The sequence below is a fragment of the Leclercia sp. AS011 genome (assembly GCF_037152535.1).
Classification (GTDB): Bacteria; Pseudomonadota; Gammaproteobacteria; order Enterobacterales; family Enterobacteriaceae; genus Enterobacter.
The window spans coordinates 2035474-2055438 of sequence record NZ_JBBCMA010000001.1; the positions used below are offsets into that span (position 1 = coordinate 2035474).

At 59.1% G+C, this 19965-nt stretch carries 20 protein-coding genes; 8 read left to right on the forward strand and 12 right to left on the reverse strand.

The genetic code is table 11. The annotated features are described in order from the left end of the window. Position 1: 1 nt before the first annotated feature. From WFO70_RS09690 to WFO70_RS09715, 6 genes are all read right to left on the reverse strand, one after another. Positions 2–1063, reverse strand: a complete 1062-nt coding sequence (locus WFO70_RS09690) for an SIS domain-containing protein (RefSeq protein WP_337015861.1) — start codon at positions 1061–1063, stop codon at positions 2–4. 12 nt (positions 1064–1075) lie between these two features. Continuing rightward, positions 1076–1921, reverse strand: coding sequence for a PTS system mannose/fructose/sorbose family transporter subunit IID (locus WFO70_RS09695; protein WP_337015862.1), 846 nt, complete (start codon positions 1919–1921; stop codon positions 1076–1078). After that, positions 1902–2678 (reverse strand): PTS mannose/fructose/sorbose/N-acetylgalactosamine transporter subunit IIC, encoded by a 777-nt coding sequence (locus WFO70_RS09700; protein ID WP_337015864.1) that lies wholly within the window; start codon positions 2676–2678, stop codon positions 1902–1904. Before WFO70_RS09700 ends, WFO70_RS09695 begins: the two co-directional genes overlap by 20 nt. A gap of 16 nt (positions 2679–2694) precedes the next feature. Further along, positions 2695–3165, reverse strand: a complete 471-nt coding sequence (locus WFO70_RS09705; protein WP_337015865.1) for a PTS sugar transporter subunit IIB — start codon at positions 3163–3165, stop codon at positions 2695–2697. Positions 3166–3180: 15 nt separating this feature from the next. Then, positions 3181–3603, reverse strand: coding sequence for a PTS sugar transporter subunit IIA (locus WFO70_RS09710; RefSeq protein ID WP_337015866.1), 423 nt, complete (start codon positions 3601–3603; stop codon positions 3181–3183). A 94-nt stretch (positions 3604–3697) separates the two neighbouring features. Continuing rightward, entirely contained in the window at positions 3698–6460 is a 2763-nt protein-coding gene (locus tag WFO70_RS09715) for a sigma 54-interacting transcriptional regulator (protein WP_337015867.1), read from the reverse strand. 304 nt (positions 6461–6764) lie between these two features. On the opposite strand from WFO70_RS09715, the gene WFO70_RS09720 reads away from it, so the two are divergent. The 5 genes from WFO70_RS09720 to WFO70_RS09735 all read left to right on the forward strand — a co-directional run bounded on the left by WFO70_RS09720 (position 6765) and on the right by WFO70_RS09735 (position 9275). After that, positions 6765–7280: an NlpC/P60 family protein gene (locus tag WFO70_RS09720; protein WP_442913358.1), complete on the forward strand. Its 516-nt coding sequence runs from the start codon at positions 6765–6767 to the stop codon at positions 7278–7280. A 65-nt stretch (positions 7281–7345) separates the two neighbouring features. Then, positions 7346–7567, forward strand: a complete 222-nt coding sequence (locus tag WFO70_RS22490) for an ash family protein (protein WP_442913373.1) — start codon at positions 7346–7348, stop codon at positions 7565–7567. A gap of 26 nt (positions 7568–7593) precedes the next feature. Continuing rightward, positions 7594–8055 carry a hypothetical protein gene (locus WFO70_RS09725; RefSeq protein WP_337015869.1) on the forward strand — a complete coding sequence of 154 codons (462 nt, stop codon included), beginning with the start codon at positions 7594–7596 and terminating at the stop codon, positions 8053–8055. Positions 8056–8448: 393 nt separating this feature from the next. Further along, entirely contained in the window at positions 8449–9012 is a 564-nt protein-coding gene (locus tag WFO70_RS09730; RefSeq protein ID WP_337015871.1) for a hypothetical protein, read from the forward strand. 80 nt (positions 9013–9092) lie between these two features. Beyond that, positions 9093–9275 (forward strand): hypothetical protein, encoded by a 183-nt coding sequence (locus WFO70_RS09735; RefSeq protein WP_337015872.1) that lies wholly within the window; start codon positions 9093–9095, stop codon positions 9273–9275. Here the strand turns inward: WFO70_RS09735 and WFO70_RS09740 are convergent. After that, complete coding sequence (locus WFO70_RS09740; protein ID WP_337015873.1) at positions 9272–9709, reverse strand: GNAT family N-acetyltransferase; 438 nt, start codon at positions 9707–9709, stop codon at positions 9272–9274. The two genes, WFO70_RS09735 and WFO70_RS09740, sit on opposite strands and share 4 nt — an antisense overlap. Positions 9710–9898: 189 nt before the next feature. Between WFO70_RS09740 and WFO70_RS09745 the strand changes: the two genes are divergently transcribed. The 3 genes from WFO70_RS09745 (at position 9899) to WFO70_RS09755 (ending at position 13941) form a co-directional block, all read left to right on the forward strand. Next, positions 9899–12328 carry a membrane-bound PQQ-dependent dehydrogenase, glucose/quinate/shikimate family gene (locus tag WFO70_RS09745; RefSeq protein WP_337015875.1) on the forward strand — a complete coding sequence of 810 codons (2430 nt, stop codon included), beginning with the start codon at positions 9899–9901 and terminating at the stop codon, positions 12326–12328. Between the two features lie 83 nt (positions 12329–12411). Beyond that, positions 12412–13089 carry a type 1 glutamine amidotransferase domain-containing protein gene (locus WFO70_RS09750; protein ID WP_337015876.1) on the forward strand — a complete coding sequence of 226 codons (678 nt, stop codon included), beginning with the start codon at positions 12412–12414 and terminating at the stop codon, positions 13087–13089. 111 nt (positions 13090–13200) lie between these two features. Beyond that, entirely contained in the window at positions 13201–13941 is a 741-nt protein-coding gene (locus tag WFO70_RS09755; RefSeq protein ID WP_337015877.1) for a nitroreductase family protein, read from the forward strand. Between the two features lie 153 nt (positions 13942–14094). On the opposite strand, the gene WFO70_RS09760 is transcribed toward WFO70_RS09755, so the two are convergent. The 5 genes from WFO70_RS09760 to gsiA form a co-directional block, all read right to left on the reverse strand. Beyond that, entirely contained in the window at positions 14095–14484 is a 390-nt protein-coding gene (locus WFO70_RS09760) for a hypothetical protein (RefSeq protein WP_337015878.1), read from the reverse strand. Positions 14485–14630: 146 nt separating this feature from the next. Continuing rightward, the gene (gene gsiD / locus WFO70_RS09765) at positions 14631–15542 is read right to left on the reverse strand and encodes a glutathione ABC transporter permease GsiD (RefSeq protein WP_337015879.1); all 912 of its coding nucleotides are present in this window, start codon (positions 15540–15542) and stop codon (positions 14631–14633) included. Further along, a complete protein-coding gene (gene gsiC, locus WFO70_RS09770; protein WP_337015880.1) occupies positions 15543–16463 on the reverse strand; it encodes a glutathione ABC transporter permease GsiC in 921 nt (306 codons plus the stop codon). A gap of 47 nt (positions 16464–16510) precedes the next feature. After that, complete coding sequence (gene gsiB, locus WFO70_RS09775) at positions 16511–18049, reverse strand: glutathione ABC transporter substrate-binding protein GsiB (protein ID WP_337015882.1); 1539 nt, start codon at positions 18047–18049, stop codon at positions 16511–16513. A 37-nt stretch (positions 18050–18086) separates the two neighbouring features. After that, a complete protein-coding gene (gene gsiA / locus WFO70_RS09780) occupies positions 18087–19958 on the reverse strand; it encodes a glutathione ABC transporter ATP-binding protein GsiA (RefSeq protein WP_337015883.1) in 1872 nt (623 codons plus the stop codon). Positions 19959–19965: the final 7 nt, after the last annotated feature.

Sequence of the window (19965 nt, forward strand, 5' to 3'; positions counted from 1 at the left end):
TTTAGATTTTACTTCTTAACACCCGATCGAAATCGTCGAAAATACGCACCGAGAGATCGATGCCTTTGGCGCAGGCGGTACGCCAGGCCAGTATCTGGAAGGGGACAATCAGCAGCAGCGGCGAGAGCAGATGCGGCAGGCGGCAGTTCAGCGCCAGGGTATCCGGCCCCTCCTCGTCCGTCAGGGTGATCAGAAACGCCCGCTTAACCGCCGGGGCCATATAGTCCCGCAGCGCCCGCAGGCGTGGGTTCGGCGCATCCTCAATAAAGAACATCACATGCTCAGCGTTGGCCTCCAGATAGGGGCCATGCATGTACGCCTCCAGCTCAAAGCCGCCGGACGGCACCCGCACCGTTTCGGTGAACTTGGTCTCAAACTCTTTCGCCACCCCGGTCAGGGCCCCTTCGCCGATGGCGACAAAGCGTGTCCCGGCTTTCAGCGCCTGACTGTGCCGCTCGAAAAACGCCTCCGTGCGGGCAAGGGTGTCGGGGATCGCCGCCGCCAGCTGGTGCAGCGCCTCGAGGTGATCCAGCGTCTCGCGATCGTCGATCTGCTGCTGCGCCCGGGCAAGGGTCAGGGCCACCAGCATCAGATTCAGCACCGTGGCGCTAAAGCCGCGGGTCACGAAGCCCACTTTCTCGATCCCGGTATGGATATCCAGCACCTGGTCGCAGCGGCGGCCAATCGGGCTGTCGGGGTCCGAGGTCAGGGCAAACACCGACAGCCCGGCGGCCTGCACCTTCTCCATCGCCGCCAGGGTCGAGGCGCTTTTCCCGCTCTGGGAAACGACCAGCACCATGTCGGTGTGCGGGTCGATGGCTTCGTAGTGGACAAAGTTGTAAGGCTCCTTGATCTCCACCAGCACGCCGAAGCGGTGTTCAAAGAGGTAGCGGGCGCACATCGCCGCATTCAGCGACGAGCCGGTTGCCAGCACCAGCAGGCGGCGCACCGGATGCTGGCGGGCAAAAGCCTCCACGGACGCCAGATGCTGCGGCCAGGCCCGGAGGATCGCCTCCAGCGCCGCGGGCTGTTCTTCGATATAGGTCATCATTGTCGGTTGCATTGTCTTCTCCGCTTAAAACAGACCAATCCAGGATCCCAGGATCCCCACCAGCGCCATGCCCCCGATGATGGTGAGCGGTTTAACCTTGCGCCCCAGCAGCCAGTAGACAATCCCGAAGCTGATGAGCGGCAGCAGGCAGGGCATGATGTTGTTGATAATGTCCTGAACCCCGGTTTTCGCCTCCCCCGCGCCGAAGGTGATGGGGATGGTGATAGTGATCATCGAGGCGGCCATCGCCCCCACCACCATCAGCCCGATAATCGACGCCCCGTAGGTCAGGCTCTCCATCATTCCGCTCTTCTGCACCCGATGAAGCACCCCGGTGCCGAGCACGTAGCCCCAGCGGGTAAAGAGCCAGCGCACCAGAATGTGCGGCACGTTAAACACCAGCAGGAACAGGATCGGCCCCAGGATGTTGCCCTGCAGCGCCAGGCTGGTGCCGATCCCGGTGGCGATCAGGCGCAGCGTTCCCCAGAAGAAGGAGTCCCCCAGCCCGGCCAGCGGCCCCATCAGCGACGCCTTAACGTTGTCGATCGCCGTGCCGTCCATCTCCTGCTGCTGGCTGTTTTTCTCCTCCATCGCGGTGGTGATGCCCAGCAGCAGGGTGACGATATGCGGCGTGGTATTGAAGAACACCAGGTGGCGTTTTAAGGCCGCGGCCAGCTCTGCCTTTTGCGGGTAGAGCTTCTTCAGCACCGGGATCAGGGCGTAGACAAACGCGAGGTTCATCTGCCGCTCATAGTTCCAGGAAAACTCCATCTGGAACGACCGCCAGAACACACGGCGCAGATCGCGGGCGTTGATGGCGTTCTCATCCTGCACCTGAGGCAGGGTCTCTTCAGAAATCTTCGTCGTCATCGCTGACTCCTTGATCGGTCGTTGGACGAGGGGCGTTTCGCGCAGTTGTGTTAACCATCACCACCGCCACAATGGCACCCAGAATGGCGATCCCGGTGACGGGTATTTTCAGGTACGCCATCAGGGCAAAGCCGAGGAAGAAAAAGGGTGCCACTCTCTTGTTGATCAGCAGCCGGGCGAGCATCGCAAAGCCCAGCGCCGGAATGATCCCCGTCGCCACGCTGAGCCCGTGCTTAATAAACTCCGGGATGGCATCGAGCAGGGATTTCACCGCGCTGCTGCCCACCAGGAACGACACGGTGACCACCGCCGCCAGCATCAGCGACAGGCCAAACCCGGCGATCAGGTGCATTCGCTCAATGCCGCGGGTATCCGCCTGGTCGGCATAGCCGTCGGCCTTCTGGCTGAGCATCGGGATAAACATGCCGAGATAGACGTTCTTCAGCACCAGGGTCAGGGTGGCTATCGGCAGGCCGAGCAGCAGCGCCGTCTCCGTTCCCGCCCCGGAGGTGATAGCAAACGCTACCCCCAGCACCCCGCCGGTGACCACATCCGGCGGAATCGACGCCCCCACCGAAAACGACCCAATAAACGCCAGCTCCAGGGTCGCCCCCATAATGACGCCCGTCTGCACATCGCCTAACACCAGCCCGGTTAACAGGCCGGTGACAATGGGCCGGGAGAGCAGCGAGGTGCCCAGGGCATATTCCGACTGGGCGATAAACGCCACCAGCCCGAGTAAAAGTGCCTCTACCATAGTGAGTCCTCAGGAATTACAGCGATTCCGCTAATAACTGTTTGCGATCGTTTGGCACCTGGCGTATTTCGACTTCCACGCCGCTGCCGACCAGCTGAGTGAGCTTTTCTATTTCGTCCGGCAGCAAATTGATGGCCTTCGAAATGTTCCGCGCCCCCTCTTTCGCTTTAATGCCGCCAAGGTTGATGCTCTTAATCCCCTCCACCTCTGAGGCTAAGCGCCAGGCATCCTCCACCGACTCCACGACAATAAACAGGTGGTACTTGTCGGTAACGCCGCTTTTAATCGCCTCGATTGAGTCGTTGATATTTTTAATCACCAGCTTGACCGACGGCGGCTTGGCCAGCTTGATGGTGGTTTTACGCAGTTCATCGTTGGGCACGCTGTCGTTGGCAATTAAGATGCAGTCCGCCCCGACATATTGCGTCCAGGAAAAGGCTACCTGGCCGTGTAATAAGCGGTGATCAACACGCAGTAACGTAATCATTATTATTCCTCGCGATCAGAAGTCTTTATCTGCCTGTACCGCACTGGCAATGGTGTGATTGCAATACTGAATACTTTCCCGGGCGCTTAATAAGGCGTCATGGATTAATTTTTCAGTATCCTGTTCATCCGCGGAAATAAGCAGGCCGATGACCAGCGGCAAATTAAGGCCGGCGATCAGATGAAATTTCGGCTGATGCAGATAGCGGATAAATTCGTTATTGACGCTGCCGGCAAAAATATCGGTGATCGCTATCACCTCATCCTGGGCGGGTAGCCCGGCGAGCAGCTCCGCCACCTGACGGGTGACGTCCTGGTGCTCGTCGACATAGGCGCAGAGGGTGTAGATGTCCTGCTGCTTGCCGAGGATCAGCTCGACCGAGTCGAGTATCCCGCGGGCTAAGGTGCCGTGACTGGCAAAAATGTAATGTCGTTTCATCCTGTCCTCGAAGCTTATTCCACTTACCAGACAGAGAGTGCAACCCACGTGCCAGGAAAAAGTGGCGCGTGGGCAAGGAGGAGAGAGGGAGGGATTAAAACTCTTGATCTGCCTGAATAAATTCCGTTTCGTGAGTCAGAATATTGTGGATATAACAGAGCTCGACCACCGGGATTTTGACACTATAACTGCTCTCAATGACACTAAAGGCCTGGCGCAACAGCGCCAGCTCGCTTTCAGGACACTGTCGCCCGGCGTAGGTGGTGGGAGAGGCGTTGCGGATCAGCCGCTCAATCAGACAGCTGATGTGGACATAGAGCGCCACCTTGCGTTCGTTCGGCACCTGACAGCCCGCCAGATGCTCATAGCGGAAGACAAACTGCTCCACCTGGTTGATCACTTTAGTGGTATCGAGAATGGTCACCGACTCAATCACCCGCCGCAGGGAGAAGTTCTTCAGCAGCAGGTTGTTGATTTCCGCTACCTGCTCCGCCGTGGCGAGATCGCCAAAGATACGCATCAGCGGCCGCGTCCCCTCCCCGGCAATCAGTGAGTCCAGCGAGATCCACGGCACATCGGGCACCTGCGGGTCGAGAGTGCCGACAATCGCCAGCATGTCGTAGCGGTTAAAGGCCACCGCCCGCTCCCGGGCGTCGCTGAGCATCTCGTAATCGCAGGCGATAATCTCAATCCCCAGCGCCTCCGGGATGCTAGCCTTCAGCAGCTGACAGAGATTGGCCGCCGCGCCGATCCCGGTGATGCAGGTGGTAAGAATCACCCGGGGCTTACTGGCCTGGGGCCAGAAAAGCTGGTGCTCCACCGGCAAATCAGCGCCGATCTCACTGGCAATCTCCTCGATGTGGTGCCCCTGCAGGATCCGCTCCCCGACATACAGTGCCATGCTGGTGGAGACATTGTTCACAATCGCCACCGGGGTGGAGACCCGGCGCTGGAAGTGGCTATGAATGGCGTTCAGCGAGCCCATATCCACCAGGATCATCAGCCCGGAGGCCAGGGCGTTGCTTTCGATGTAGTGCATCACCTGCTGGGCAATCGCCTCCGGGGTGACGTCCAGCGGCATGTCGAAGGATTCAAACACCGTGTGTTTCAACAGGCGGTTCGCCACGTTGGCAATGCTGCTGGCGGTGGCGTAGCCGTGGGCGAGGATCACCGCCCGCGTCACCTGAGACTGGCTCACCGTTCCCGCTTTATGCAGCCACAGCACCAGCAGCAGGGCATCGATGCGCTGGGCGTCGATGTCGAGCTTTTGCGTCAGGGCGGCGATCATCGCCTGGCAGAAGCGGTACAGCAGGGGATATTTTTGCGCGAGAAAATCATCCAGCAGCCGGACCCGCTCCTGGCTCAGAGCCGAGAGCGCGCTCCGGGCGCGGTGCACCAGATAGTGGCTGAGGGCATAGATGCCATTGCCGTTAAACTGGACGTTGAACTGCTGCTCCAGGCGGTAAAACGCCTCCCGCACCTGCTGGGTGGTGAGCTGTAACACCGGCGAGGCGGTAGTGTCCCGGTGGTGAAACACCAGCCTGTCGAACAGGGTTTCGATCTCCTCTCCCATCCGCCGGTGAACCTCCTCCCAACCCGAGCGGCCGCTGAGCACCTCTTCGTAGAGGGCCAGCACCTGACACTGGGTGTCGTGGATCATCCCCTGGGTGCGGTCGTGGGCACGCAACAGCCATAGCAGGTTAGTCTGGGGCTCGATGGTCAGCGGCTCGTCCGCAACGGGCGCGTCGCTCATGACGGGGATGGCGGCCAACACCTTCTCCGGCAGATCCTGAAGGGTGACGCTAATGGCCTCCTGCCCCCGCTGTCGGGCCCAGGCGGCGGCGACCGCATACCTGACCACGTTTTTCAGCTCGCCAACGTTACCGCGATAAAGGGCGTGATGCAGCACCTGCCGCAGACGGGGGGTGAGGTTCAGGCGTGCGTTCAGCTTTTGCGCCTCCCGCCAGAAGAACTGGAGGATCAGGGCCTCTTTTTCCTCACGGGAGCGCGCCTGCAGGTCGGGCAGCGTGACCAGGATCGGAATACGGCGCAGGAAGGTGGTTAAAAAGGTGCTGTGCAGCTCCTCGGTGGTGGCGAAGACCAGCCGCGTGCGGATGGGGCGACCCTGAGCGGTTTCCCCCACCCGGTAGATCTCCTTCCGGTCGAGCCAGGTGAAGAGTTTCTCCTGGCCCTCGGCGTTCAGGCGATGCACCTCGTCGAGAAACAGCATCCCGCCATCGGCGGCCTCGAAGGCCCCCTGCTTGTCGCTTTGCGCCCCGGTAAAGGCCCCTTTCACGTAGCCGAACAGGTTCGCCGCCAGCAGCTCCGGGTTGCTGGCGTACTGGGCGCAGTTGAAGCTGACAAAAGGCGCATCGTCCGCTAGCAGCCCCTGGGAGATGGCGAAGGCGTGCATCAGGTTCGCCATATAGCTTTTGCCGGTGCCGCTCTCTCCGGTGATCAGCAGCGGCAGGCCGCCATCGGGATAAAAGAGCGCGGTTTTCAGCTGGGCAATGGCCTTTTTCAGGCTGCCGTCATGGCCGATCAGCAGGGCAAAGTGGTCCGGCGGCTCCTGCCTGCTGTCGCCGTCGTTCAGCAGCTGGGCGATGCTGTCATATTCGTTCCCGGCCAGGTTGAAAAACTGCTGGCTGAAGGCTCTCTTGTGCAGGAAGTAGACCGGGCGGGTATTGATTTTGACCAGCTCCCCCTGAGCCACCAGCTGGTTCAGATAGTGGCTGGCGGTATTGCGCTTGAGGTCGAACCGCTCGGCCAGGTAGCGGGCGGTAAAGACCTCGCTCAGGTTTTCCGGGTCGAAAAAATCGGTCTGGTTAGCAAGGAAGGTCAGGATTTCGTTGCGCATGGTGTATCCCACGTCTGGCGTATCGTGGGGATATGATGCCCGCAAACCCGCGGGCCGAGGGAGGGCGACGGCGGGGAATGTGCGCTTTTGTGGGGGAGGTCACATGAAAAGCCGGAGGCGGAGGATAGTACGTAGGCCGGGCAAACGCAGTGCCGCCCGGCGCTGTTCAGCAGTCCATTTTTGGACTCATTATGAATTGGTCAAAAAACAAACAGCCGATATCATTCCTGCATCGAGAGGCGACTCATTGGACCACCGCCTCCGTCATGGTAAGGAAGAAATCACCTACTGCCTGTAATTGACTATGCTCTTTTTACTTTTACTCTCCCTGCTTGCGTTTAGTTTCACCTCTTGCTCTGCGTTCAGTTTTGAATTGCCCGCCTCAATGCTAACCCTCAATCGCGACACCGGCTTTTTGCCTTCAACCGCGCCTCATGAGACCGGGCCGCTGCGCACCCGTATCCTTGAGCAATACAACCACTGGAAAGGAACCCGCTATCGGTGGGGCGGTGCCACGCACAATGGCGTGGACTGTTCCGCCCTGATGCAGCACCTGTTCCGGGATGCGGCGCATTTGTCATTACCGCGCACCACCAGGGAGCAGATCCACAGAGGGGTTCAGGTTGAAGAGCTGAGCCTGAAAGCCGGGGACCTGGTGTTTTTCCAGACCGGCGAACACCTGCGCCATGTCGGCGTCTATATCGGCGACCACCAGTTTATTCATGCCTCATCCAGCCAGGGGGTCACCGTTTCTGACCTGAGCGATGACTACTGGCATGCGCACTTCATTACCGCCCGTCGGGTGACGGACAACGCCTGAAACGGCAGCATATCGATTTTTTGCGAGGCGCTTTCCAGGAATGATTTTCCCGGCTTGTCGGTGGGATCTCTCCGCAGTATCTTCCTGATGCGCCTGCAAAATCAGGCGCCGGGATTAGCCTCTCGGGTAAAATTACAGGCGATGTAGTAATATGTCGCGCGCACGGTTGCACCTCAATGGTAGGCCGGGCGGGGGCGTCGCAAGACGCGCCGGTCTCCTGTAATTCCGGTAAGGCTAACTCCGCTCGGTTCTGCCACCATGAGATTAGCCTCTCTGATGGCAGATAAAATGCTAATTACAGGAGGCTGCCACTATGGCTACTATCACAACCCTTGATCATTCTTTATTTACCGTACCTTTTTCCCACAACACGGACTTCACCGAGCTGGCCAACCACTGCGAACGCTTTGCCCATACCCTGCTGGAAACCGACGACCCGGCGGAGAAACTGGCGCTCTGCGCTCGTCTTTCTGCCTGTCTCACGCTGTTACAGCCCACGCTTAACGAGCCCATTCCGCCGCACCTGGTGGAGCGTTTCACCCTGGTCGATCTGCCGTCCCGTCTGCCCGCATTCGAACCGGAAAGCGAGCTGCTCGGGCTGTACTGTCAGACGCTCACGCAGCTGCTGATCAGCAACGCACTGCCGCGGGATATGGCAAAGGTAATGGAAGGGCTGCTGTATGAACTGGTGAATTTCTACGCCGACACGCTGAACGCCCCGCGCTGGCTGCAAACGCCGGACGGGCGCGTGGCGATTGATGCGTTGATTGACTGAGGATGGTCAACGAGGGAATGTGCGCGTTGTTCCCCCCTCTCCCTCAAGTATGTAGGCCGGGCAAACGCAGTGCCGCCCGGCGCTGTTAAAGCGGAGTGCGAAGTGCCGGGTGGCGGCTGCGCCTTACCCGGCCTACGAACTCTTCTCGCCCCCCCTACTGGTGGGCTTTTTGATGTCAGAATTATGCAACTACGACCTGTATTCATATCCTTTTCTGAAGGCGCCTCGCAGGATTGAATTCTGAGCGATTTCCATGGTTTAACATTGTCTATTTGCGGCGTAGGGTATCTGTAAGCCAGCAAACTTGATCGGATGCGGAATGGATTAACTGATGTGAACGTTTCCTCTCAGGATCACGTGCGGGAAAAATGACAGCTAAGGAAGGCTGATGAAATGAGCAATTTATCGCTCCAGGAAGTTCACGAGCATTGCCTGATGACTACCCAAAAAATCATACAAGGTTTCGGTTGGGGTAGCATCGTAGTAGGCGCGTTAAGTCAAAAAGACAGAAATTACCTTTATAAAGAAAGCAGTAACGCTGTTCTAAACTGGCACTGGGGAATGGAGCATTATCATGGAAACGCCAACGATGACGGCATATTAGATATCAGCCTAAAAAGTACGAAGGCTAACGAACCTGGAGCCCTGCATGCAGCGATAATTTGTAAATATGATGCACGCCGGGAAGAGTTTTCCATTTGTATGCTGGAAAATCTGATACCTGATGAAGATACTGCGCTTACAGGCAACATTTTTATTATTGCTCTGATCTATTCGACAGCATTTTGCAGCGTGATGGAACTTGAGGATGTGGTCATACACGACCCACTGGAGGACGTAAAACCACGATATCGATCGTATGGATTCTCACAAGTTTTTTACGCGCCCAATAAAATGTCCTCTGCAGTAATTGATATCCAGGCAATGATTCGACGCAAAGTGATGGGTATCAATTGAGATAAAAATGGACTGTTTGTCAGGCCAACACGACCGCTGTAAACTCTGATGTAATGGTTAAAAATCAACCGGGAGACGTTATGATCAAGCAAAACAAAAAAATCGATTACGTTAAAGCGATGGCTGCCGCCAAGCGTGCCACAGACTTCTGGGCAACGATTGACGGCAATAAACTTGCGCAAGTAGGCCAGCGTGAAAAAGAGAGGGACTTTGTAGGGCCAACAAAGAAGTCTGAATTCGTCAAATCCCGTGCAAACAACTAAATCGTAATCCGGTAGCGAACGTAATCATCCACCGTTGCCAGCTGATCATAGAGCGCCCGGGCCGGATTGCCTGTACGGGTCACCCAGTAGACCTTCGACCAGGCCTTGTCACGCGCTTCGTCAATGATGGCCTTAATCAACGCCCTGCCCGCCCCCTGGCCGCGCGCCGCCTCATCGACAAACAGATCTTCCAGATAGCACAGCGGCCGGGTCACCCAGGTGCCTTCATGCAGCACGCAAATAGCGAATCCCACCACGCCCTGTTCGGTTTCTGCCAGGCGGCAGAACAGACCGGAATCCGGGGATAATATCCGCCGCCATGTCGCCAGCGTCACCGCCTCGTCAAGGTCGGTGCCGTAAAAATCCAGATAGCCCTGCCACAGTGTTAACCACGCGGCGTAATCATCCGCCTGTGCCTCACGAATCTTCACCATCGTTTTATTTCTTGATGTGCCTGAGATTTCCTGATGATAACAAGAATTCCCGCCGAGCTCAGGCAGGATAGTAAAGCTATTTCTGGTAAATATATTGTTACCTGGTTGTTGTACACTCGCGCGCATTAGATTATAAATCGTCACTTTTGAGTGATTTCACTCAACTTTTGTCAACATCAGGGAACATTTATGTCCGTTCAAAAATTATCCAGAACCGCAGCCGTGCTGCTGGGGCTTCTGGGCGTCCTCATTCTGGCTATGGGGATATTCTTCACTTACTACGGTGGGAAGCTGGTCAGCGTCAAGGGCAGCCCCTACTTTCTCATCAGCGGCTGTCTGCTCATCCTCTCCGGAGTGCAAATCCTGCGCCAGCGCCTGAGCGGCGCGGCCCTCTACTTTGTGGTACTGGCGGGCACCGCCCTCTGGGCTCTGTGGGACGTCGGCCTCGACTTCTGGCCGCTGGTCTCGCGTCTGTTGACCCTCGCAGGCATCGCCATTCTGGTGGCGCTCGCCCTGCCCTCGCTGCTGCGCCGCGCCGGTAGAACCCCGTGCTGGAAAGGCGCGGGGGCGATGGCGGCGATACTGGCGGTTGCCTTTGCCGCCACCGTCGGGGGGATGTTTGTCCCGCACGATCCGGTGACGGCCTCGGGCGAACCGCTCCCTCTCACCCCGGTCAAGCCCGGTGAAGAGCAGAAGAACTGGGCCAACTACGGCAATACCCCGGGGGCATCGCGCTTTGTGGCTCTGGATCAGATCACCCGCGATAACGTGAAAGATTTGCAGGTGGCCTGGACCTACCGCACGGGCGATATTCCCGTCAGCCCGAACGGCGGCGGCGCGGAAGATCAGCAGACTCCGCTGCAAATCGGCAATACCCTGTTCCTCTGTACACCGCACAACAACGTGATTGCCGTTGATGCGACCACCGGCAAGGAGTTGTGGAAAACTGAGATCAACGCCAAACAGAAAAAGTGGATGCGTTGTCGCGGCCTGGCGTACTTTGATGCCACAGCCCCGCTGCAGCAGCCAACCCTGCCGGGCTCTTCGCCGGTGGCGGCCGTTTCGCTGCCTGCGGATGCTCAGTGCAAACGCCGGATCATCATGAACAGCGTCACGCCGGAACTGGTGGCCCTGGATGCGGATACCGGTAAATTCTGCGAAGACTTCGGCAATCATGGCCGCGTCAGCCTCAGCGCTCAAATGGGTAAAGGTGCCGACACCGGCCTCTACTATCCCACCTCAGCCCCGACGCTTGCCGGAACCACCGTGGTAGTCGGCGGTCGCGTGGCGGATAACGTGGCGACGGACATGCCGGGCGGCGTGGTGCGCGGCTTCGACGTTATCACCGGCCAGCTGCGCTGGGCCTTCGATCCGGGTAACCCGGACGACCAGCAGGCTCCGCCCGCAGATGAAAACTTCACCCGCTCCACCCCGAACGTCTGGGCCCCGATGTCTTACGATCCGCAGTCCAACACCGTCTATATGCCCACCGGCAGCGCGGCGGTGGACCTGTGGGGCGTGAAGCACAACGATCTGGATCGTAAGTTTGGCGCCTCGATGGTGGCGGTGGATGCCAGCACTGGCAAGGTGAAATGGGTTTACCAGACCGTTCATAACGACCTCTGGGACTTTGACGTCCCGATGCAGCCCACCTTCACTGATTTCCCGACTGCGGATGGCAAAACCACCCCGGCGCTGATCTTCGGCACCAAATCCGGCCAGCTGTTTGTGCTGGATCGCGCGACCGGTCAGCCCTTGACCAAAGTCGAAGAGCGCCAGGTGACCCAGGGCCAGATCCCGAAAGAGATCTACTCCCCGACCCAGCCCTTCTCGGTGGGGATGCCGACCATTGGCGCAGACGTGCTGAAAGAGTCCGACATGTGGGGTGCGACGCCGTTTGACCAGCTGATCTGCCGTATCGAGTTTAAATCCAAACGGTACAACGGCCTGTTTACCCCGCCGGGGGATGACCCGTCCCTGAACCTGCCTGGCTCCTTAGGCGGCATGAACTGGGGCGGACTGTCGATTGACCCGGTAAATCAGTACCTGTTCATCAACGACATGCGCGTGGGCCTCGAAGTTCAGCTTATCCCGGCCTCGCCGGAGATCCAGGGAGCCAAAAACGACGGCAACGAAGCCGCCGCCATCAGCCGCCCGGTGCCGCTGGCCGGTACGCCGTATGCCATTAACGCCAAAGTACGCTTTATGTCGCCGGTGGAAATTCCGTGCCAGAAACCACCGTTTGGTACCCTGACGGCGGTGGATCTGAAAACCCAGAAAATTGCCTGGCAGGTGCCGGTGGGCACGGTGAAGGATACCGGTCCGTTTGGCGTGAAGATGGGGCTGCCTATCCCAATCGGGATGCCGACCATCGGCGGCACCATGGCTACCCAGGGCGGCCTGGTGTTTATCGCCTCCACGCAGGATTACTACCTGCGCGCGTTCGATACCTCTACCGGGAAAGAGGTGTGGAAAGCCCGCCTGCCGGTGGGGAGCCAGAGCACGCCCATCAGCTACAAATCGCCGGTGGATGGCAAGCAATACCTGCTGATCACCGCGGGCGGCGCGCGTAACTCGCCGGATCGCGGCGACTACGTGATTGCGTATAAGCTGCCGTAATAGTTCCGAAACAGCCATCCCTTCGGGGATGGCTTTGCCGAACCAGGCTACTTTTATATCTCGTATCATCACCGGAGATAACAATGAAAGTCTTAATGGTTCTCACCTCGCACAGTGACCTGGGTAATACCGGTAAGAAAACGGGCTTCTGGCTGGAAGAGTTTGCCGCCCCGTATTACATCTTCAAGGATGCGGGGGCCGAGGTGGTGCTGGCCTCCCCGGCAGGCGGCCAGCCGCCGCTGGATCCCAAAAGCGATTCCCCCGATTTTCAGACCGAACTGACCCAGCGCTTTAAAGCCGATCCGGCGGCCCAGCGCGAACTCGCTAACACTCTCAAGCTCGACAGCGTGCGTCAGGATGATTTCGACACCGTCTTCTATCCTGGCGGCCACGGCCCGCTGTGGGATCTGGCCGAGTCACAAACCTCCATCGCCCTGATTGAAGCCTTCACCCGCGCGGGTAAACCGACGGGCTTCGTCTGCCACGCGCCGGGCGTGCTGCGCCATGTGAAGGCCGCTTCCGGCGAGCCGCTGGTCAAGGGCCGTAAGGTGACCGGCTTTACCAACGGCGAAGAGGCCGACGTCGAGCTGACCGACATCGTCCCGTTCCTGGTGGAAGATGAGCTGATCGCCCTGGGCGCTAACTACCAGAAAGGGCCGAACTGGGGATCGTACATTGTTGAAGACGGCCAGTTGATCACCGGGCAGAACCCGGCCAGCTCCGAAGAGGTCGCCAGAGCGTTAGTCAAGGCGCTGCGTTAACCTCCCGCCCGGCCGCTGGCCGGGCCATACTTTTCTGCGCTTTTCGCATAGAGTGTTAAAGACAAAACGGTGCCGGGCTGCCAGGATTTTGCGATTCACACCGGAGATGCTATGAACACCATTATTGACCTGTTTAACGACCATAAAAGCGAGCGCAGTTTTACCGATCAAACTATTGATGATGCCACGCTGGACCGCATCATCAGCACCGCATACCGCGCCCCCACTTCAGTGCACTCCCAGCAGGTGTCGGTCATCGTCACCCGCGATGCCGAAAAGCGGGCGAAGATTTCGCAGATCGCCGGCGGCCAGCCGTGGATTGCCAAAGCCCCGGTGTTTATCACCTTTGTGCTGGATATGTACAAAACCGAGGTCGGCATGAAGCTGGCGGGCAAGGAGCAGGTGGCGCACCAGAGTATTGAGAGCCTGGTGGCCGGCGCAACCGACGTGGGCATTGCCCTCGGCTCTGTAATGGCAGCGGCCCGCTCCGAAGGGCTGGGGATCGTGCCGATTGGCGGCATCCGTCTGCGCCCACAGGAACTGATTGAACTGCTTGAGCTGCCGGAACACACCTTCCCGGTGGCGGGTGTGGTGATCGGTCACGTGGATGTCCCTTCGCATCACAAACCGCGTCTGCCGCTGGAGACCTTCCGCCATGACGAAGCCTATGTCACCGACGGGCTGGAAGCGAAAATCACCCGCTACAATCAGCAGATGACCGAACACTGGCAGGCCATTGACCGTCATGACGGCGATACCTGGAGTGAAAGCGTGAGTGGGTATTATCAGCACATTTACTTCCCGGACGTGCTTCCGGCGCTGATTAAGCAGGGATTTGGCGTGGATAAGTAATGTGTAACATTGCCCGGCGGCGCTGCGCTTGCACGGGCCTACGGGACATGTGCGCGCTGCGGGTATTGCCCGGCGGCGCTGCGCTTGCGCGGGCCTACGGGTTATGTGCCCTTTGTAGGCCGGGTAAGCGCAGCGCCACCCGGCAAAAATGCATCAGGTCGGCATCGAGAAGGTGGTGACCTTATTGGTCTGCGGATCGATAGAGATGATGCAGATAGCAAAGTTGCCGCCAAGGCGGTCTTTACGATCGGAAATACGCAGATTGTAGGTCTCGGAGAACGAGGTATAGCCCGAGGAGTTGGACTCGTTCAGCTTGAAGCCAACAATCTGTTCGAAATAGTCACGGGATTTACCGACGCTGGTTTTGCACTGGTCATTGGTGATGGTGCCGGACTGTTTTGCCGCCGCCGCGGTTTGCGTGCCGGTGGACGATTTCGGCGTCAGGGCCGTATTGACCGCTTTCATCCCGTCACTCATGTTTTTCTGGAAATCGGCGCAAGAAGCAGAAAGTAAAACCATGCCGCATAAAAGGAGCTTTTTCATTGTAATCCTTACAATATTTAACGTTATTGAACCATTAAGCATTATAATTTTTACAAATAGTTAACTCCAGCAAACCTTTTACACGGCATTTTATAACTTACTGAATAACAATACTTTTCACATTAAGTTCTACAATAATTGGTAGGTTATCCCTTAATTCGCGGATCCAGCGCGTCGCGCAACCCATCTCCCAGCAAATTAAACGCCAGCACGGTGAGGAAAATCGCCATGCTCGGGAACAGCGCCACGTGGGGAGCAATCACCATATCGGCCCGCGCCTCGTTGAGCATGGCCCCCCACTCCGGGGTTGGCGGCTGAGCGCCCAGCCCTAAGAACGACAGGCTGGCGGCCGAAATAATCGACACCCCGATACGCATGGTGAAATAGACCACAATCGAGGAGACGGTGCCCGGCAGAATATGGTTGAACAGGATGGTGGTATCGCTGGCCCCGATGCTGCGCGCCGACTCGATAAAGGTCTGCTGCTTCAGCACCAGGGTGTTGCCGCGCACCAGGCGGGCGAAGGCCGGGATCGAGAAGATCGCCACGGCGATAATCACGTTCGCCATACCATTCCCCATCACCGCCACCACCGCAATCGCCAGCAGAATGCCGGGAAAGGCAAAAAGCACGTCGCAGATGCGCATGATTATGCGGTCCCACCAGCCCTCGTAGTACCCCGCCAGCAACCCCAGCACCGTGCCGATAGCCGCGCCGATCAGCACCGCTAACACCCCGGCAGCCAGCGAGATCTGTGCCCCCATCAACACCCGGCTGAAGATATCCCGCCCCAGGGAGTCCACGCCGAACCAGTGCATCATCGACGGGCCTTCGTTCAGGCGGTCGTAGTCGAAGTAGTTCTCCGCATCAAAGGGGACAATCCAGGGGGCCAGCACCGCCACCAGGATCAGCAGCAGGACAAACAGCCCGGCGGCCATCGCCACCGGCTGCTTGCGAAAGCGCCGCCAGAATTCATGCCACGGGGTGCGGATCTGATCCGGTTTAAGCCCCGGCATGGCCTTTAACATGGCCTGCCGACGCCAGTTTAACAGTCGCATCTACTTGTACCTGATAGCGGGATTAATGGCGGCATAGAGCACATCCACCACTAAGTTGATAAGAATAAACTCCAGCGAAAAGAGCAGCACTTCCGCCTGGATCACCGGGTAGTCGCGCATGTCGACGGAATCGACCAGCAAGCGCCCGAGTCCCGGCCAGTTGAAGACCTTTTCCACCACGATCGAGCCGCCGAGCAGGAAGCCAAACTGCAGCCCCATCATGGTCACCACCGGGATCATCGCGTTGCGCAGGCCGTGCTTGAGGATCACCCACTTCTCGCTGACCCCCTTCGCCCGGGCGGTGCGCATGTAATCTTCGTTCAGCACGTCAACAAACGAGGCGCGGGTAAAGCGCGCCATCACCGCCGCCACCGCCGCGCCGAGCGTCAGGGAAGGCAGAATGTAGTGCCGCCAGCTGTCGGCCCCCACGGTGGGCAGCCAGCCCAGCTCAACGGAGAAGACCTGCATCAGCAGCATCCCCAGCGCAAAAGCCGGGAAGGAGATCCCCGTCACCGCCAGCGCCATCCCCAGCCGGTCCGGCCAGCGGTTACGCCAGACGGCGGCCACAATTCCAGCCCCCAGACCAAAGAGTACCGCCCAGACCATACTGGCAATGGTCAGCCAGAAGGTGGGCATAAAGCGGCTGGCGATCTCTTCCGAAACCGGTCGACGCGACACCATCGACGTCCCAAAATCGCCCTGCAGGACGTTGGTGATGTAGTGCCAGAACTGCCGGTAGAGCGGCTGATCCAGCCCCAGCTGCTTACGCACCAGTTCGATGACCGTGGCATCCGCTTCCGGGCCGGCAATCAACCGCGCCGGATCCCCCGGCAGCATATGGACGAATAAAAAGACCAGCACCGCCACAATCAGCAGCGTCGGGATCAGCCCCAGCAGGCGTTTAATCACATAATTCAGCATGCACATTCCTCTCATCCCGCAGGTAGATACCTGCGGGAATGAGTGCTCTATTTCAGATCCGCGTCGTCAAAGCTAAAGCCGGTATCCGGCATGATGTAGAACCCGGTCAGCGCCTTGTTGTGCGCCGAGACCAGCTTCTCAACCACCAGCGGCACCCATGGCGACTCCTTCCAGATGGTGTCCTGCGCATCCTTGTACAGCTTCGCTTTCTCTTCCGGTTGCGTGGTTTTCAGGGCATCGGTCAGATCTTTATCCACCTGCGGGTTGCTGTAGAACGCGGTGTTGAACAGGGTTGGCGGCTGGTTATTGGATGCAAACAGCGGCGACAGCGCCCAGTCGGCTTCGCCAGTGGAGGCCGACCAGCCGGTGTAGAACATCCTCACCCCGCTCTCTTTCTGCCCTTTGCCTTCTACTTCGGCGGCACGCTGTCCGGCATCCATCGCCGTCACCTGGACCTTAATGCCCACCTGTGCCAGCTGCTGCTGGGTAAACTGCAGCACCTTCTGGGCGGTGCTGTGGTTGTGCGACGACCACAGGGTGGTGCTGAAACCGTTCGGGAAGCCCGCCTCTTTCAGCAGCGCCCGCGCTTTTGTCGGGTTGTATTCCCACGGGTGATACTGCTGGGAATAGGCGATAGAGGGCGGCACCACCCCCGTGGCCGGGGTGGCGTAACCGGCGAAGGCCACCTTCACCAGCGCCTCGCGGTTGATGGCGTAGTTAATCGCCTCGCGCACTTTCGGGTTATCGAACGGCTTTTGCGTCACGTTCATGCTGATGTAGCGCTGCATGATCGACGGGCTGGCTACCAGCTCCAGCTTGCTGTTTTTGCTCAGCAGCGCCGCCTGCTCATAGGGGATCGGGAAAGCAAACTGCGCTTCGCCGGTCTGGAGCATGGCCGCGCGGGTGTTGTTATCCACCACCGGACGCCAGGTGATGGTGTCCAGCTTCGGCAGCCCCTGCTGCCAGTATCCGGCGAATTTCTTCACCTTCACAAAGTCGGTCTGGTTCCAGGTCACCAGCTCATACGGGCCGGTACCCACCGGATGGAAGCCGATCTCTTTGCCGTACTTTTTCAGTGCCGCCGGGGAGATCATCGCCGTGGCCGGGTGGGCCAGAATGTTGATAAAGGCCGAGAACGGCTCTTTGAGGGTGATTTTTACCGTAGTGGGATCCACCGCTTCGGTGCTGGCGATGTTTTTATACAGGTTGTAGCGCTTGAGGCTATTTTCCGGGTTGCTGGCGCGATCGAGGTTAGCCTTCACCGCCTCAGCGTTGAAGTCGGTGCCGTCCTGGAACTTCACCCCGCTGCGCAGCTTGATGGTATAGACCAGCCCGTCGTCAGAGACGTTGTAGCTCTCGGCCAGCACGTTTTTCAGGTTCATCTCTTTATCGAGGCCAAACAGCCCCTGATAAAACGACTTCGCCACCGCCTGGGACAGGGTGTCGTTGGCGTCATAAGGATCGAGGGTGGTGAAGTTGGAGGCCACCGCCACCACCACGTCTTTTGCGGCGAAAGCCGGGGTGGCCGCCAGGGCGGCCGTTACGCTCGCGGCTAACAGCCATCTGCGAGCAACAAATGTTGTCATTGTTGTGTTCTCCTGTTGTTCCCTGCTGTTGTGTTCTTTATAGGTGTTTAAAAGCATTGTCCTGGCGAGGCGGGGCGACGAAATGGCCAGGGCCAATCTCCCGCAGCGCCACGCGCTCGGTGACTTCTCCCCGCTTGCGAATGTTGCCCGGCAGTTCGTCCTGCAACAGCACCCGCCGGGCCTGACGATGGGCCGGATCGGCCACCGGTACCGCCGCCATCAGCTTGCGGGTATAAGGGTGCTGCGGATTTTCAAATACCGCCCGCCGCGGGCCAATCTCGACGATCTGCCCGAGATACATTACCGCCACCCGGTGGCTGATGCGCTCCACCACCGCCATATCGTGGGAGATAAACAGAAAGGCGATACCCATCTCCCGCTGGAGATCGAGCAGCAGATTGATGATCTGCGCCCGGATAGAGACATCCAGCGCCGAGACCGACTCGTCGGCAATCACCACCTTCGGGTTGAGCGCCAGGGCGCGGGCAATGCAGATCCGCTGCCGCTGGCCGCCGGAAAATTCATGCGGATAACGCCAGGCGTGCTCCGGTTTGAGGCCGACGCGCTCCAGCAGCCACGCAACCCGCCGCTGGGCGGCCTCGCCCTCCAGCAGGTTATGCACCCGTAGCGGCTCCATAATCGAATAGCCCACCGTCTGGCGGGGATCGAGAGAGGCGTAGGGATCCTGGAAAATAAACTGAATATCCCGCCGCAGATGCTGTAGCTTCCCGGCCGGGAGAGTGTCGATGCGCTCCCCGTTGAAGGTGATGGTGCCCTCCTGGGCCTCCACCAGCCGCAGCAGCGCGCGACCGGTGGTGGACTTACCGCTGCCGGACTCACCCACCAGCGACAGCGTTTCGCCGGGCCAGAGATCGAAGCTGACGTTCTCCACCGCGTGCACTTCGCGCTTAACGCGGTTCAGCAGGCCGCCGCGCAGGGGGAATCGGGTCACCAGGTCGCGCACCTGCAAAATAGGCTCACCGGGCACCACGGTATCCTGCTCGGTTTCAGCCTCCTGAAAACCAGGATTCGCCAGCGAGATCAGCGGAAAACGGCGCGGCAGGTCGCTGCCGTTCATCGCCCCGAGACGCGGGACCGCGGCCAGCAGCGCCCGGGTATAAGGGTGTTCAGGGGAGTGGAATATCTGCTCAACCGGGCCGGCCTCCACCGCCTCGCCCTGGTACATCACCAGCACCCGGTCGGCAATATCCGCCACCACGCCCATGTCATGGGTGATAAAGATCACCCCCATCTCCATCTCCTCCTGCAATACCTTAATGAGCTGCAGGATCTGCGCCTGGATGGTGACGTCCAGCGCGGTGGTGGGCTCATCGGCGATCAGCACCGCCGGACGACAGGAGAGCGCCATGGCGATCATCACCCGCTGGCGCATGCCGCCGGAGAGCTGATGCGGGTAGCGCCCCAGGATGGCGTCCGCCTCCGGGATCCGCACCTGCTCCAGCATGCGTCTGGCTTCGGCCAGCGCCTCTTCGCCGTTCAGCCCCTGGTGCAGACGGATGGATTCAGCGATCTGCTCCCCCACCGGGAAGACCGGGTTGAGGGAGGTCATCGGCTCCTGAAAAATCATGGCGATATCGGCCCCGCGCACGCCGCGCATCTGGGACGAGGTCAGGGTGGTGAGATCGCTCACCTGGCCGTTGCGGCGACGCAGCAGCAGGCTGTCGCACGCCACTTGCCCGCCGGACTGTTCAATCAGGCGCATTAAGGACAGGGCGGTGACCGACTTACCCGAGCCGGACTCCCCGACGATCGCCAGAGTTTCGCCACGTTTCAGCGAAAAGGAGAGATTTTTTACCGCCGGGATCGGCTGCCGCTCATCGGGAAAGGCGACGTTCAGGTTCTGCACCGCCAGCACCTGCTGGCTGTCGAGTTCATCGCTGTGCGGCATCCCTTTC